This is a genomic window from Pantoea sp. JKS000250 (assembly GCF_003201065.1).
Classification (GTDB): domain Bacteria; phylum Pseudomonadota; class Gammaproteobacteria; order Enterobacterales; family Enterobacteriaceae; genus Pantoea; species Pantoea vagans.
The window spans coordinates 1526426-1541098 of sequence record NZ_QICZ01000001.1; the positions used below are offsets into that span (position 1 = coordinate 1526426).

The following is a 14673-nucleotide window of genomic DNA, read 5'->3' on the forward strand; positions in this document are numbered from 1 at the left end:
AGGAACCTTATGCGCATACCTCGCATCTATCACGCCGGGCCATTAGAGATCGGCAGTGAAATTACCCTGGATGAAGATGCATCCAATCATGTGGGCCGGGTACTCCGGATGACGACAGGCCAGCGTCTGGAACTCTTTGATGGCACTAATCTGACTTTTGCAGCAGAGATCACGCATGTTGATAAAAAGCGTGTAAAAGTATCGGTCACAGAGAGCCAGCCGGACGATCGCGAGTCACCTTTGCATCTGCATTTAGGTCAGGTGATGTCGCGCGGTGAAAAAATGGAATTCACTATCCAGAAATCGATCGAACTGGGCGTGAATGTCATTACACCCTTGTTTTCCGAGCGCTGTGGCGTAAAGCTTGATGCTGAACGTCTGGCGAAGAAGATCCAGCAGTGGCAGAAAATTGCTATTGCCGCCTGCGAGCAGTGTGGCCGTAATCGCGTGCCGGAGATTCGTGAAGCGATGACGCTGGAAGCCTGGTGTGCAGAGGCTGACAGCGGTCTGAAGCTCAACCTGCATCCGCGCGCCAGCCACAGCATCAACACGCTGCCACAGCCTGTTGAGCGGGTACGACTGCTGATTGGCCCTGAAGGCGGTTTGTCTGCGGACGAGATTGCGATGACGGCGCAGCACGATTTTACTGACATTCTGCTTGGCCCACGGGTATTGCGTACCGAAACCACCGCGCTGACGGCCATTACGGCACTTCAGGTGAGGTTTGGCGACCTGGGTTAAGCGATACTTTCAGCGGAAAGAGCGCAGGCATGATGTCCTGACCGATCGGCCCACTGCAGACCGAACCAGACGAGGCGGTAAATACCGCCTCACCGAGGAGATAATAATGATTAAACTTGGCATCGTGATGGACCCTATTTCGTCCATCAATATTAAAAAAGACTCCAGCTTCGCTATGCTGCTGGAAGCACAGCGCCGTGGTTACGAAATTCACTACATGGAGATGCACGATCTCTCTATGCGCGGTGGCGTGGCCTCTGCCCGCACCCGCCTGCTGACCGTCGAGCAGAACCCTGAAAACTGGTATCAGTTCGGCAGCGAGCAGGTGATCCCGCTGGCTGACCTGAACGTGGTGCTGATGCGCAAAGATCCGCCATTCGACACCGAGTTCATCTATGCGACCTACATTCTGGAGCGCGCAGAAGAGCTGGGTACGCTGATCGTGAACAAACCGCAGAGCCTGCGTGACTGTAACGAAAAGCTCTATACCGCCTGGTTTGCCGAGTTCACGCCTGACACCCTGGTGACCCGCAGCAAAGCGCAGCTGCGTGCCTTCTGGCAGGAGCATGGCGACATCATCATGAAGCCGCTGGATGGCATGGGTGGCGCGTCTATCTTCCGCGTGAAGAAAGACGATCCTAACTTTGGTGTGATTACCGAAACCCTGACCGAGCATGAGAGCCGTTTCTGCATGGCGCAGAACTACATTGCGGCGATCAAAGAAGGTGACAAACGCGTGCTGGTTGTGGATGGCGAACCGGTGCCTTACTGCCTGGCACGTATCCCGCAGGGCGGTGAAACGCGTGGCAACCTCGCCGCCGGTGGTCGTGGTGAAGCGCGTCCGCTGAGCGAAAGCGACTGGGAAATTGCGCACCGTGTTGGCCCGACACTGAAAGCAAAAGGACTGATTTTTGTCGGTCTCGACATCATCGGTGATAAACTGACTGAAGTTAACGTGACCAGCCCAACCTGCATTCGTGAAATTGAGGCTGCGTTCCCGATCTCCATCACCGGCATGTTGATGGATGCCATTGAGAAGCGCCTGGGCTGAGCAAGAAGCCGGGGCGTGGCTCCGTGATCAACCCAATACCGGTGCGGCCGTCGCGTGCCGGTTATTTTTTTGGTACATCGTGTGAGAATGAATTTACAACATCACTTTTTGATTGCCATGCCTTCATTGCAGGATCCTTTCTTCAAGCGTTCCGTGGTCTATCTCTGCGAACATAACGAAGAGGGCGCAATGGGACTGATCATCAATAAACCCATGGAAAACCTGACGGTTGAAGGCATTCTGAAGAAGCTGAAAATCTCTGCCGACGATCGCGACCCGGCCATCAGGCTGGATAAACCGGTGTTTACCGGCGGCCCGCTGGCAGAGGATCGTGGCTTTATCCTGCACTCAGCACAACGCACCTTTACCTCCAGCATCCGTGTCTCAGATAACACCATTATCACCACATCCCGTGACGTGCTGGAGTCGATCGGCACCGCGTCTCAGCCCACCAATGTGCTGGTCGCGCTGGGATATTGCGCCTGGGAAAAAGATCAGCTGGAAAATGAGCTGATGGAAAATGCCTGGCTGACCACGCCAGCTAACAGCAATATCCTGTTCCAGACGCCGATTTCAGAGCGCTGGCGCGAAGCGGCGCGCAGTATTGGCGTCGATATTCACAACATGGCCAGCGACGCGGGACACGCCTGATGTCAACTCAGACTCTGTTAGGTTTCGACTTCGGCACCAAAAGTATTGGTGTCGCTGTAGGTCAGGAACTCACGGGCAGCGCCCGTCCGCTGACCGCGATTAAAGCGCAGGATGGCATCCCGGACTGGCAGGTGATTGAAAAGCTGCTGAAAGAGTGGCAGCCCGATTTCGTGGTCGTAGGCCTGCCGCTGAATATGGATGGCACCGAGCAGCCGCTGACCGATCGTGCGCGTAAATTTGCCAACCGCCTGCACGGTCGCTTTGGCATCCGGGTAGAGCTGCAGGATGAACGACTCAGCACGGTAGAAGCACGTGCTGGCCTGTTTGAGCGCGGCGGCTATCGCGCGCTCAACAAAGGGTCGGTCGATTCACAGTCCGCGGCCATCATTTTGCAGGACTGGTTCGAAAACCATTACTGATCTGCTTACTCAATCAGACCGGCGGCCTGACGCGCCAGCCGGCTCTGCTCAAACGTCTGCATACCGGCCTGCGCGCCGGTCTGCAGCAGCGCAGGGATTTGGTGCATCTTACCTTCCCGAATCAGATTAGTGATGCCGGGCGTGACGATCAGAACTTCAAACAGTCCGATGCGCGATCCGGAAATTGAAGGCACCAGCCGCTGCGCAATCACTGCTTTCAGGCTGCCCGCCAGCTGCGTACGCACCAGCTGTTTCTCCTCCGCCGGAAAGACATCCACCAGCCGGTCCACCGCCTGCGCCGCGCCGCGGGTGTGCAGCGTCGCCAGTACCAGATGACCAGTCTCCGCCGCCGTCAGCGCCTGACGGATGGTGTCGCTGTCGCGCAGTTCGCCCAGCAGGATGACGTCGGGATCTTCACGCAGCGCCGCCTTTATCCCCAGCGAGAACGAATCGCAGTGCAGGCCAATTTCGCGCTGCTGAATCAGCGACTGCTGGCTGTGATGGATAAATTCAATCGGGTCTTCCAGCGTAATGATGTGGCGCGCCTGCTGGCGGTTCAGCGCATCGACCAGCGCCGCCAGCGTGGTCGATTTACCGCTGCCGGTCGCACCGGTCACCAGAATCAGGCCATCCTGCTGCTCGAGCAGTGTCGGCACAACGGCGGGCAGTTGCAGGCTCTCCAGCGTCGGGCACGCGGTGGCAATGATACGCAGCGCCAGTGACAGGCCGTTGCGCTGCATAAACAGATTTGCACGCAGACGCTGGCCGCAGGTCAGGCTCAGGGCGAAATCGAGCTGCCCTGCATGCTCCAGCTGCTGACGCTGCGGGTCACTGAGCCAGCGGGTCATAAACTCTGCCATCCAGGCGGCAGAAAGTCTGGCTTGCTGCGGAATCACCTCCAGCCTTCCCTGCCGCCGCCAGTAGGGCAAATGTCCGCTGCAAAGGTGCAGATCAGCGGCATTATGCTTTACACTAAGCCCCACCATTTCATCCAGATTCATAATTTCTCCTGACTATGACTTCAATCCAGCAGAACCTACAGCAAGTGCGACAGCGAATCGCCGCCGCTGCCGCGCGTTGCGGCCGCGCTCCGGAAGAAATTACCCTGCTTGCAGTCAGCAAAACCAAACCTGCGAGCGCGGTCGAAGAAGCCTTTGCCGCTGGCCAGATTGCCTTCGGTGAAAATTACGTCCAGGAAGGGGTTGAAAAGGTTCAGGCACTGGCCGCACATCCTGAACTGGCGTGGCACTTCATCGGCCCGTTGCAGTCCAACAAAAGCCGTCTGGTGGCAGAGCATTTCGCCTGGTGTCACACCATTGACCGCCAGCGCATTGCGCAGCGGCTCAACGATCAGCGGCCCGCCTCGCTGCCACCACTGAATGTGTTAATTCAGGTAAATATCAGTGACGAGAACAGCAAATCTGGCATCATGCTGGAGGCCGTTTCCGGGCTGGCGGAGCAGATCGCTGCCCTGCCGCAACTGCGGCTGCGGGGATTGATGGCGATTCCGGCAGCGGAGAGTGATTACCAGCGGCAGCTGGCGGTGTGTCAGCAGATGGCGGAAGCCTTCCGGCAGTTGCAACAGCACTATCCGCAGGCAGATACGCTTTCGCTGGGAATGAGCGATGACATGGAGGCGGCAATCGCCGCAGGCAGTACGATGGTGCGTATCGGCACCGCCATTTTTGGCGCACGAGATTATGCACACAACTCACAACAATAACAGAGGAACTTCATGTTAACACTGACGTTTTTAGTAAAAACGCTGATCGATCTCTACGTCATGGTGCTGTTGTTACGCATCTGGATGCAGTGGTCCCGCTGCGATTTTTACAATCCAGTGGCGCAGTTTGTCGTAAAAGTGACACAGCCGATTGTTAAGCCACTGCGCCGCATACTGCCGGCTCTGGGGCCGATTGATACCGCCTCGCTGCTGCTGGCCTTTGTGCTGACCACGCTGAAATACCCGATTTTACTGCTGATTCAGGTAGGCGTGTTCTCGGTCGATCCGACGAATCTCCTGGTCGGTCTGCTATCGCTGGTGAAATCCGCCGGCTATCTGGTCTTCTGGGTCATCATCGTTCGCTCTCTGATGAGCTGGATCAGCCAGGGCCGTGGCCCGGTCGATTATCTGCTGGTGCAGTTGACCGAGCCGATGATGGCACCTATTCGCCGTATTCTGCCTGCGATGGGCGGCATCGATTTCTCAGCGATGATCGTCATCCTGGTGCTGTATGCCCTGAACTTTCTCGGCATGGACCTGTTCCCGGGTCTCTGGTATCTGCTGTAAATGAATCAAACTGGAACTGTTATGCAAAAAGTTGTGCTCGCAACCGGCAATCCCGGCAAAGTGCGTGAACTGGCGGAGTTACTCTCCGCCTTTGGTCTGGATATCGTCGCGCAGACTGACCTTGGGGTTGAATCGGCAGAAGAGACTGGCCTGACCTTTATTGAGAACGCGATTCTCAAGGCGCGTCACGCGGCACAGATCACCGGATTACCGGCCATCGCCGATGACTCCGGTCTGGCCGTGGATGCGCTGGGCGGCGCGCCTGGCATCTACTCGGCGCGCTACGCCGGTGAAGAGGCCAGCGATCAGCAGAACCTGGAGAAACTGCTGCAGGCGCTGGAAAACGTGCCTGACGGTCAGCGCCAGGCGCAGTTCCACTGCGTGCTGGTCTATCTGCGTCATGCGGAAGACCCGACGCCGCTGGTGTTCCACGGCAGCTGGCAGGGCGAGATTGCCCGCACCGCCTCTGGCGCCGGTGGCTTTGGTTATGACCCGATTTTCTTTGTCCCGGCGCTGGGTAAAACCGCGGCCGGGCTGAGCAAAGCGGAAAAAGGTGCAGTTTCTCACCGGGGTAAAGCATTGACGCTGTTGCTGGAAGCGATGCGTAATGCCTAATCTGCCGCCGTTAAGTCTCTACATCCACATTCCGTGGTGCGTACAGAAGTGTCCCTACTGTGATTTTAACTCCCACGCGCTGAAAGATGAGGTGCCGCACGTTGAATACGTGCAGCACCTGCTGCGCGATCTGGAGATCGACCTGCCGCTGATCAATGGCCGGGAAGTGCGCACGATTTTCATTGGCGGCGGTACGCCCAGCCTGCTGAGCAGCAGCGCGATGCAGATGCTGATGGATGGCGTGCGGGCGCGTCTGACGCTCGCCCCTGATGCGGAAGTGACCATGGAAGCCAATCCTGGCACCGTGGAAGCTGACCGGTTCAGCGCTTATCAGCGTGCCGGTATCAACCGTATTTCGATTGGTGTACAGAGTTTCAGTCCGCAAAAGTTGCAGCGTCTGGGCCGTATTCATGGTCCGGAAGAGGCCGTCCGCGCCGCCGAACTGGCAGAGTCGCTGTCGCTGCGCAGCTTTAACCTCGACCTGATGCATGGCCTGCCCGATCAGTCGCTGGAAGAGGCGCTCGACGATTTACGTCAGGCGATTGCGCTGAATCCGCCGCATCTCTCCTGGTATCAGCTCACCATCGAACCCAACACCCTGTTTGGCTCACGCCCGCCGGTGCTGCCAGATGATGATGCATTGTGGGATATTTTCGAGCAGGGCGATCGGCTGCTGCAGGCGGCCGGTTATCAGCAGTATGAGACCTCCGCCTACGCAAAGCCGGGATATCGCTGTGAACACAACCTCAACTACTGGCGCTTTGGCGACTACCTGGGGATTGGCTGTGGCGCACACGGCAAGCTGACCCAGCCGGATGGCCGCATTGTCCGCACGGTGAAAACCCGTCATCCGCGTGGCTTCATGCAGGGTAACTACCGCGAAAAGCAGTATGAGGTTGCCGATAGCGACAAGCCGTTTGAATATTTCATGAACCGCTTTCGCCTGCTGGAGGCCGCGCCGCGCGACGAGTTCAGCCGCTACACCGGTTTGTCAGAAGAGGTGATCCGTCCGCAGATGGATGCCGCGATTGCCGCCGGTTACGTGACGGAAACCGCTGAGCAGTGGCAGATTACGGAGAAAGGGAAATTGTTCCTGAATTCGCTGCTTGAGCTGTTCTTAGCGGAAGAGTGAGTGCGGAAGGGTAAAAAAGCGCCTCAGCCCTGCAGGCTGAGGCGTTGAACTATTTTTTCAGTGCGCCGGTAAGCTGTTTACGCTGATCTTCCAGCGAAATCACGCGATTACACACTTCGTGTCCGAAGTTCTGGAAATCCTGCTCCTGCTTGCTCCACTCAGCCTGAATCGACTGTTGCAGACCGCCCAGATTGCCCATAATCGCCTGCAGCGGATTACTGCCGCCACTGCCCTGCTTACTGCCCATCTCATTCAGACTGTCCTGCATCACGCCGCCCAGCGTTGACTGCACCAGCCTTTCGCCTTCGGCGCGCACCTGATCGATCGCCTGATGGTGGAACGTCAGACCGTCTTCACGGTGTTCAATGATGCGGTTCATCTGCTGTTTCAGCTGGCCATTCAGCGTGGTCAGGCGATTACGTACGTTGCTGTCGGTGCCCAGTTTTTCAACGATGACCCGATCCAGTGCCGCACGTCCTTTCTCCAGACGGGAGGTCGCTCCGCTGTCGATCCACGGCAGATCGCGCCGCAGCGCGTTCTGATAGTCGATCGCTTTCTGACGTTCAGCGATATCCAGCGAAACTTTCTGGCCATTGAACTGCACGTCGCCCTGCGGCGAGATTTCCATATTGCCGTTAGCACCGACCACCTGCACGCTCTGCGGTTTAATCACCACATCGTCCTGCGGCTTAACGCTGCATTCGTAGGCTGCCTGAGCCTGAGTTGCTGCCACCAGCAGCACAGCAAGAAGCGCTTTACGCATCATATCTACTCCCTAAGATCGGGTCTGAAACCCTCCGATCGGGCCGCAGCCCGACACTGTGTGACGACTTAGTCCCACCAGACGTCAAAGAGTTCCGTCATCTGCACATCCTGCAGCTTGCGGTCTTCCAGCCATTTGCGGACCAGCGCACGATGCTCATCGGTGCATTTGCCGGTTTTCTGCAGGCAAACCAGACCTTCCCACACCAGGTAGCCGCTGCCATCAAAGGCCAGGCCGTTAGGATCGATCGCTTCATTGATGAACTGGTTCAGCGTCTCATCAATTTCACTTTCGCTGGTGCCTTCCGGGAAACGCCAGGCAACGGAGAAGCCCAGTTCCTGAAACTCGTCAATGTGCAGTTTTTTACGTAAACGGCGGCTGCGTTGTGTGGCCATTATTTCACCCTCTCAAACATTAAATCCCATACGCCGTGGCCTAAACGCTGCCCGCGCTGCTCAAACTTGGTCAGTGGACGCGTCTCAGGACGCGGCACGTAATTCTGTTGCTCTGACTGATTGCGGTAGCCATCGATGCTGTTCATCACTTCCAGCATATGCTCCGCGTAGGCTTCCCAGTCGGTCGCCATGTGGAAAACGCCGCCCAGCTTCAGTTTACGCATCACCAGTTCGGCGAACGGCACCTGGACGATACGGCGTTTATTGTGACGTGCTTTATGCCACGGGTCGGGGAAGAAGAGCTGAACCATGCGCAGCGAGTTATCCGGAATCATTTTCTCCAGCACTTCCACCGCGTCATGGCACATGACCCGCAGGTTCTGCACGTCGGCTTCTTTGGCGGCGGCCAGACAGGCACCCACGCCCGGCGCATGCACTTCAATACCCAGGAAGTTCTGATGTGGCGTGTTCTGCGCCATGGTCACCAGCGATGCGCCCATGCCAAAGCCAATCTCCAGCGTGACCGGGGCTTCGCGGCCAAACAGCGCGGGCAGATCGACAGGCTCAGGCTGATATTCTACCCCCATGACCGGCCACAGGGTATCCAGCGCCTGCTGCTGGCCTTTGGTTAAGCGACCCTGGCGGCGCACAAAGCTGCGGATCCGGCGCAATGGCCGCCCGTTCTCATCAAATTCTGGGGTGATGACGTCATTAATCATGTAAAAGCCTGCTGGTTAGCCTGTTCCGGGAAACGGGCATTATGCAAAGTTCATAAGCAGAAGCAAGCCTTTGCAATCTTCCGGTTTACACCCAGGTGCGCATGTGCTGGAATTCCTGCCTGAGTGTAGAGTAAACACGGAAAATTTCCTTCTTATGATGCAAGCGCCGCAGTTCGCGCAACAGGTGCTGGACTGGTATCAGCGCTTTGGTCGCAAAACCCTGCCGTGGCAGCTGGAGAAAACGCCTTATAAGGTGTGGCTCTCCGAAGTGATGCTACAGCAAACCCAGGTTGCCACGGTTATTCCCTATTTTGAACGCTTCATGGCGCGCTTCCCCACGGTCACCGATCTCGCTGCGGCGCCGCTGGATGAGGTGCTGCATCTCTGGACCGGCCTCGGCTATTACGCCCGTGCGCGTAATCTGCATAAAGCAGCAAAGCAGATTGTCGAGGTTCACCGGGGCGAATTCCCGCGTAATTTCGATGATGTTTCTGCCCTGCCCGGCGTCGGCCGCTCAACGGCAGGCGCGGTCCTCTCGCTGTCGCTGGGTCAGCACTTCCCGATTCTGGATGGCAACGTTAAGCGCGTGCTGGCCCGCTGCTATGCCGTCAGCGGCTGGCCGGGTAAAAAAGAGGTCGAAAAGCGGCTGTGGCAGATCAGCGAAGAGGTCACACCCGCCGAGGGCGTCAGCCAGTTTAATCAGGCGATGATGGATCTGGGTGCGATTGTCTGTACCCGCTCTAAGCCGAAGTGTGAAATCTGTCCGCTGAACAGCGGGTGTGAGGCGTACGCCAGCAGCAGCTGGGCGAGCTATCCCGGCAAAAAGCCTAAGCAGGTGCTGCCAGAGCGCAGCGGCTGGTTCCTGATGATGCAGGATGGCGATGATGTCTGGCTGGAGCAGCGCCCGCCTGTAGGATTGTGGGGCGGTCTGTTCTGCTTCCCGCAGTTCACCACCGAAGCGACGCTGAATGACTGGCTGGCGGCGCGTGGCATCCATGCAAAACCGCAACAGCTTACCGCGTTTCGTCATACCTTCAGTCATTTCCATCTCGATATCGTGCCAATGTGGCTGTCGTGGCCTTCTGCCGGGGCGGCGATGGATGAAGCAGGCGGTCTCTGGTATAACTTAGCGCTGCCACCATCTGTGGGATTAGCTGCACCCGTTGAGCGCCTGTTACACGAGCTGCGCCATCCCCGACAACTGGCTTTGGACAGTTGTGAGATTAATGAGGAAGAGTAATGAGCCGCACCATTTTTTGTACTTTTTTACAGCGCGACGCGGAAGGTCAGGATTTTCAGCTCTATCCGGGCGACCTGGGTAAGCGCATTTACAACGACATCTCCAAAGAAGCCTGGCAGAAGTGGATGGCGAAACAGACCATGTTGATCAATGAGAAGAAGCTCAACATGATGAATCCCGAAGATCGTAAGGTGCTGGAGAAGGAGATGATCAATTTCCTGTTCGAAGGCAAAGACGTTCATATCGAAGGCTATACACCGCCAGAAGCGTAAACATTCCGGGCCTCATCGCTGAGGCCGGTTATCCAGGTCAGGCTTGCATTCCCAATGAATAAAAAATTAATCGCCCTGCTGGTGATAGCACCACTTTTGGTTTCCTGTTCCGGGTCAAAGAATCAGCAATCCCACGAGGAGTGGGTTAAAGACACCAACGGCTTTGATATTCTGATGGGCCAGTTTGCTCACAATATTGAGAATATCTGGGGTATCAATGAGGTCCTGATCGCCGGACCTAAAGATTACGTCAAATATAGCGACAACTATTACACCCGCAGCCACATCAACTTTGAAAGCGGTAAGCTGACCATCGAGACCATTTCTGGCACCGATCCGATGGCCAGTCTGCGTCAGGCTATCGTGACCACGCTGTTGATTGGCGAAGATCCGGGTAATGTCGATCTCTATTCTGACGCTAACGACATCGAGATCAGTAAAGAGCCGCTGCTCTATGGTCAGGTGCTGGATAACACCGGTCAGCCGATTCGCTGGCAGGGTCGCGCGGAAGCCTTTGCTGACTATCTGATTCAGAATAAATTAATGCGCCGCACCTCGGGTCTGCATGTGATTTACTCTATTTCGATTCCGATGGTACCGAACCACCTGGATAAGCGTGCGCACAAATACCTGCCGATGGTGCGTAAAGCCGCCGAGCAGTATGGTGTCGATGCTTCTTTAATCCTTGCGATTATGCAGACCGAGTCGAGCTTCAACCCCTACGCCGTAAGCCATTCTGATGCGCTGGGTCTGATGCAGGTGGTGCAGCATACCGCCGGTGTTGACGTGTTCCGCATGAAAGGTAAATGGGGCAAGCCGAGCCGCAGCTATCTGCTGGATCCGGAGAACAATATCGATGCCGGTACAGCTTATCTGTCGCTGTTGCAGCGCAGCTATCTGGGGGGTATTCAGGATCCGGTATCACGCCGCTATGCGGTGATCACCGCCTATAATGGTGGTGCAGGCAGCGTATTGCGCGTCTTCTCCAGCGATAAAGATCGGGCGTTCTCGATGATTAACGGCATGTCACCCAGCAAGGTCTATTCGACCCTGGCGAACCAGCATCCGTCGGCGGAGTCGCGTCGTTATCTGTATAAGGTGAGTACGGCGCAGAAGAGTTATCGGGGATTCTGATCGGAGCCGCTTAAGCGGGGGGTTGTTCGCTGCGCGAACGGGGCATGCTTCGCAGCGGGCTTGCTATGAAAAGGTTTCGCTTGCAGCAGGGTGGCACTGAGAAGGGTTTCGTTCGCCTGAGCAGTTGGGCAGTTTCAGACACGCCTCTGCAGGCGACCGACAAGGGGCGCCAGTCGCCGCGCCCCTTGACCCCCGGCTCCGGCCTGCTTCACCGCCGCTTCGCGGTTCCTTCGCTTCTTCAGGATTTCTTACGGACCGGCAGGACGCGCCATCCCTGGCGCGAACCCGCCTCTTCGCGACATCCCTGTCGCTCGTCCTGAAATCCCTCATCCGCTCAGCGGTTCAGATGGCCTCCCTGACCCCCTGCTGTTATTTCTTGTTCTTGTGTTGGGTATTTTATCGCTTTACGTTTCCGGGATTGGCTTTGGCTTTGGCTTTGGCTTTGGCTTTGGCTTTGGCTTTGGCTTTGGCTTTGGCTTTGGCTTTGGCTTTGGCTTTGGCTTTGGCTTTTCAGGTCAGCAGACAACACAGCACCACAGTTAAAACAAAGAAATCACAGGCGGGGGTTTTTCAGAGGCATCCGTAGCGCTGAGGAACAACCGGAGGCCAGGATGAGCCGACAGGACGTCGGCGAAAGGACGGTTCGCGCCAGGGATGGCGCGTCCGGACGGTCCGTCGGCCGCAGGGCGTGACGAAGGCACCCCGCAAAGCGGGGCGCGCAGGCTGCCGGACGCCGGGATTGTTAAGGGGCGGGCGTACGCCCCTTAACGCGTCCGCCTGCACCGGCACCCTGAAACTCCCGACCGCCTGGCGGGCGTAACCTTCTCAGAGCCCGCCCGCTGAAAAGCATGCCCATCTCGCCAGACGAACGAAACCCCTCTCATAGCCCGTTCGCGCAGCGAACAAAAAGGCCTGGCGGGCCGCTACCCGCCTCTGCCCCGCTCAGATCAGCGCCCCACCATCATATTGGCCACCAGATACTTACGTCCCTGCTCATCCTCTTCGGTGTAAACGCCCTGCAGCTCCGGCGAGAAGCCCGGCAGCAGATTAAGCCCCTCCTCCAGCGCCAGGAAGTAACGCTGCACCGCGCCGCCCCAGACTTCGCCTGGCACGACGCACAGCACGCCCGGTGGATAAGGTAACGCGCCTTCCGCAGCGACACGGCCTGCGGCCTCGGCGATCGTAACCAGCTCCACTTCGCCGCGAATATAAGCCTGATGTGCATCCTGCGGATTTACGCTGACAGGCGGGAACTCGGCGGCGCGGAACATCAGGCGCTGCAGATCCTTCACGTTATGACTGACGTAAAGGTCATGCATCTCCTGACAAAGGCGACGCAGGGTATACCCGGCATAACGTTCGGCGTTTTTGCGGTAAATCGTCGGCAGCACTTCGGCCAGCGGCGCATCCTCTTTGATGTGCTGCTCAAACTGCGCCAGCATCGCCACCAGATTCGCCATCTTCTCCGGGCTCTCAGCCGGGGTCAGCAAGAACAGGATCGAGTTGAGATCGCACTTCTCCGGCACGATGCCGTTCTCACGCAGGTAGTTCGCCAGAATGGTCGCCGGGATCCCGAAATCACTGTATTCCCCGCTTGCCGCATCGATCCCTGCCGTGGTCAGCAGCAGCTTGCAGGGATCAATCCGATACTGATCGCGCGCGTAACCGGCGAAACCGTGCCACTTCGCCTGCGGTTCAAAGCTGAAGTAGCGCAGATCGCGGGCGATCGTCTCAACAGGCGCATCCTGCCAGCGCTGTCCATCAACAACTTCCGGCACAAACGGCAGGATCATTTCACAGCGTTCGAGGATCGCTTTACGCGCCTCAATGCCCAGCGTGACGCACTCATCCCACATGCGACGCCCTGCTTCGCCCTGATGCATCCTGGCGTTGATATCCAGTGCGGCAAACAGCGGATAAAACGGGCTGGTGGAAGCATGCAGCATAAAGGCGTTATTCAGACGCTTGTGCGGGCAGAAGCGCCGCTGTCCGCGAATGTGATTATCTTTTTTGTGGATCTGCGAAGTCTGCGAAAAACCGGCCAGCTGCTTATGCACGGACTGGGTGACAAAAATGCCGGGATCGTTTTCATTCAGATCCAGGGTCAGCGGCGAACAGCCTTCCATTAGCGGAATGAACTGCTCATAGCCGAGCCACGCGGAATCAAACAGGATGTAATCACACAGATGACCGATGCGATCCACCACCTGGCGGGCGTTGTAGACCGTGCCATCGTAGGTGCCGAGCTGGATAATCGCCAGACGGAAAGGCCTCGCCTCTTCTGCGCGCTGAGGGGCGACGACCGCGATCTGCTCACGCAGATAAGCCTCATCAAAGCAGTGCGCGTCAATGCCACCAATAAAGCCGAACGGGTTACGTGCTGCTTCAAGATAGACCGGGGTCGCGCCCGCCTGAATCAGCGCGCCATGATGGTTCGACTTGTGATTGTTACGGTCAAACAGCACCAGATCGCCGCGGGTCAGCAGCGCATTGGTCACCACTTTATTGGCGCTTGAGGTGCCGTTGAGCACAAAGTAGGTTTTATCGGCGTTAAACACCTTTGCCGCATACTTCTGCGCATCTTTAGCCGAACCTTCGTGGATCAGCAGATCGCCCAGTTTGACGTCGGCGTTGCACATGTCAGAGCGGAAAACATTCTCGCCGTAGAAGTCATAAAACTGTTTGCCTGCCGGATGCTTTTTGAAGAACGCGCCGCCCTGATGTCCGGGACAGGCAAAGGTGCTGTTTTGCATATCGACATAGCGGGTCAGCGTTTCGAAAAAAGGTGGCAGCAGCGCCGCTTCATACGCCTGCGCAGCTGTTTCCAGCGCAAGCCACTCCTGCGGCTCGCCATTCAGCTCCCCGTTGACGCCGGGCAGGTGCATCACCTCTTCTTCAAACGCATTTGCGACAAATACCGGCAGATTAAAGCCGGTGTGACGCAGCAGCGCCAGCACGCCGCTGCGGGTATCCGCCAGCGAGACGACGACCGCAGCCACATCCGTAAAGTCGGTATTATCCAGCGTCACTACGTCACGCGCGGTGTTCAGGGTCAGGCTGGGCGCGACAGCGGCGCTGGCAGCAATTTTCAGTGGAGTCATAACAGGATCCCTAACGTCAGGGAGGAGGTGCCAGAAGCACAAGTATGGGGACAGCGCCCCGGCGAATAATTAAGCGTCAGAAGGCATAGTGCAGTGTGGCGAGCAGATCCACAGCCGCTGCCTGGCTGGCCTCACCGCATGGCGAATAAC

At 57.2% G+C, this 14673-nt stretch carries 17 protein-coding genes; 12 read left to right on the plus strand and 5 right to left on the minus strand.

Annotation, left to right across the window (positions count from 1 at the left end; translation table 11 throughout):
• Positions 1–9: 9 nt before the first annotated feature.
• The 4 genes from rsmE (at position 10) to ruvX (ending at position 2862) form a co-directional block, all read left to right on the plus strand.
• Complete coding sequence (gene rsmE, locus BY447_RS07275) at positions 10–741, plus strand: 16S rRNA (uracil(1498)-N(3))-methyltransferase (protein ID WP_110330854.1); 732 nt, start codon at positions 10–12, stop codon at positions 739–741.
• A 106-nt stretch (positions 742–847) separates the two neighbouring features.
• Complete coding sequence (gene gshB / locus BY447_RS07280; RefSeq protein ID WP_110330855.1) at positions 848–1792, plus strand: glutathione synthase; 945 nt, start codon at positions 848–850, stop codon at positions 1790–1792.
• Between the two features lie 87 nt (positions 1793–1879).
• Positions 1880–2443: a YqgE/AlgH family protein gene (locus tag BY447_RS07285; protein WP_013358975.1), complete on the plus strand. Its 564-nt coding sequence runs from the start codon at positions 1880–1882 to the stop codon at positions 2441–2443.
• The gene (ruvX, locus tag BY447_RS07290; RefSeq protein WP_013358976.1) at positions 2443–2862 is read left to right on the plus strand and encodes a Holliday junction resolvase RuvX; all 420 of its coding nucleotides are present in this window, start codon (positions 2443–2445) and stop codon (positions 2860–2862) included. The genes BY447_RS07285 and ruvX overlap by 1 nt, the downstream gene beginning before the upstream one ends.
• A gap of 5 nt (positions 2863–2867) precedes the next feature.
• Here the strand turns inward: ruvX and BY447_RS07295 are convergent, their stop codons facing one another.
• Positions 2868–3863: a type IV pilus twitching motility protein PilT gene (locus BY447_RS07295; protein ID WP_110330856.1), complete on the minus strand. Its 996-nt coding sequence runs from the start codon at positions 3861–3863 to the stop codon at positions 2868–2870.
• 14 nt (positions 3864–3877) lie between these two features.
• Between BY447_RS07295 and BY447_RS07300 the strand changes: the two genes are divergently transcribed.
• From BY447_RS07300 to hemW, 4 genes are read left to right on the plus strand one after another with little or no spacing between them, the layout of a single operon-like run.
• On the plus strand, positions 3878–4585 hold the full coding sequence (locus tag BY447_RS07300; RefSeq protein WP_095706708.1) for a YggS family pyridoxal phosphate-dependent enzyme: 708 nt from the start codon (positions 3878–3880) through the stop codon (positions 4583–4585).
• A gap of 12 nt (positions 4586–4597) precedes the next feature.
• A complete protein-coding gene (locus BY447_RS07305; protein WP_013358979.1) occupies positions 4598–5152 on the plus strand; it encodes a YggT family protein in 555 nt (184 codons plus the stop codon).
• A 21-nt stretch (positions 5153–5173) separates the two neighbouring features.
• Complete coding sequence (locus BY447_RS07310; RefSeq protein ID WP_110330857.1) at positions 5174–5767, plus strand: XTP/dITP diphosphatase; 594 nt, start codon at positions 5174–5176, stop codon at positions 5765–5767.
• Positions 5760–6899: a radical SAM family heme chaperone HemW gene (gene hemW, locus BY447_RS07315; protein WP_110330858.1), complete on the plus strand. Its 1140-nt coding sequence runs from the start codon at positions 5760–5762 to the stop codon at positions 6897–6899. Before BY447_RS07310 ends, hemW begins: the two co-directional genes overlap by 8 nt.
• 49 nt (positions 6900–6948) lie before the next feature.
• On the opposite strand, the gene BY447_RS07320 is transcribed toward hemW, so the two are convergent.
• The 3 genes from BY447_RS07320 to trmB all read right to left on the minus strand — a co-directional run bounded on the left by BY447_RS07320 (position 6949) and on the right by trmB (position 8776).
• Positions 6949–7665, minus strand: coding sequence for a DUF2884 domain-containing protein (locus tag BY447_RS07320; protein WP_013358982.1), 717 nt, complete (start codon positions 7663–7665; stop codon positions 6949–6951).
• 65 nt (positions 7666–7730) lie between these two features.
• Positions 7731–8057 carry a YggL family protein gene (locus tag BY447_RS07325; RefSeq protein ID WP_003853403.1) on the minus strand — a complete coding sequence of 109 codons (327 nt, stop codon included), beginning with the start codon at positions 8055–8057 and terminating at the stop codon, positions 7731–7733.
• Positions 8057–8776, minus strand: coding sequence for a tRNA (guanosine(46)-N7)-methyltransferase TrmB (gene trmB, locus BY447_RS07330; protein ID WP_010248887.1), 720 nt, complete (start codon positions 8774–8776; stop codon positions 8057–8059). Before trmB ends, BY447_RS07325 begins: the two co-directional genes overlap by 1 nt.
• A 154-nt stretch (positions 8777–8930) precedes the next feature.
• On the opposite strand from trmB, the gene mutY reads away from it, so the two are divergent.
• From mutY to BY447_RS23370, 4 genes are all read left to right on the plus strand, one after another.
• On the plus strand, positions 8931–10016 hold the full coding sequence (mutY, locus tag BY447_RS07335) for an A/G-specific adenine glycosylase (protein WP_110330859.1): 1086 nt from the start codon (positions 8931–8933) through the stop codon (positions 10014–10016).
• Complete coding sequence (locus BY447_RS07340; RefSeq protein ID WP_003853409.1) at positions 10016–10288, plus strand: oxidative damage protection protein; 273 nt, start codon at positions 10016–10018, stop codon at positions 10286–10288. Before mutY ends, BY447_RS07340 begins: the two co-directional genes overlap by 1 nt.
• Before the next feature lie 54 nt (positions 10289–10342).
• Positions 10343–11422 (plus strand): membrane-bound lytic murein transglycosylase MltC, encoded by a 1080-nt coding sequence (mltC, locus tag BY447_RS07345; protein WP_013358985.1) that lies wholly within the window; start codon positions 10343–10345, stop codon positions 11420–11422.
• Between the two features lie 384 nt (positions 11423–11806).
• Entirely contained in the window at positions 11807–11965 is a 159-nt protein-coding gene (locus tag BY447_RS23370; RefSeq protein WP_199226926.1) for a hypothetical protein, read from the plus strand.
• A 404-nt stretch (positions 11966–12369) separates the two neighbouring features.
• Here the strand turns inward: BY447_RS23370 and BY447_RS07355 are convergent, their stop codons facing one another.
• Positions 12370–14523: an ornithine decarboxylase gene (locus tag BY447_RS07355; protein WP_110330861.1), complete on the minus strand. Its 2154-nt coding sequence runs from the start codon at positions 14521–14523 to the stop codon at positions 12370–12372.
• Positions 14524–14673 lie beyond the last annotated feature (150 nt).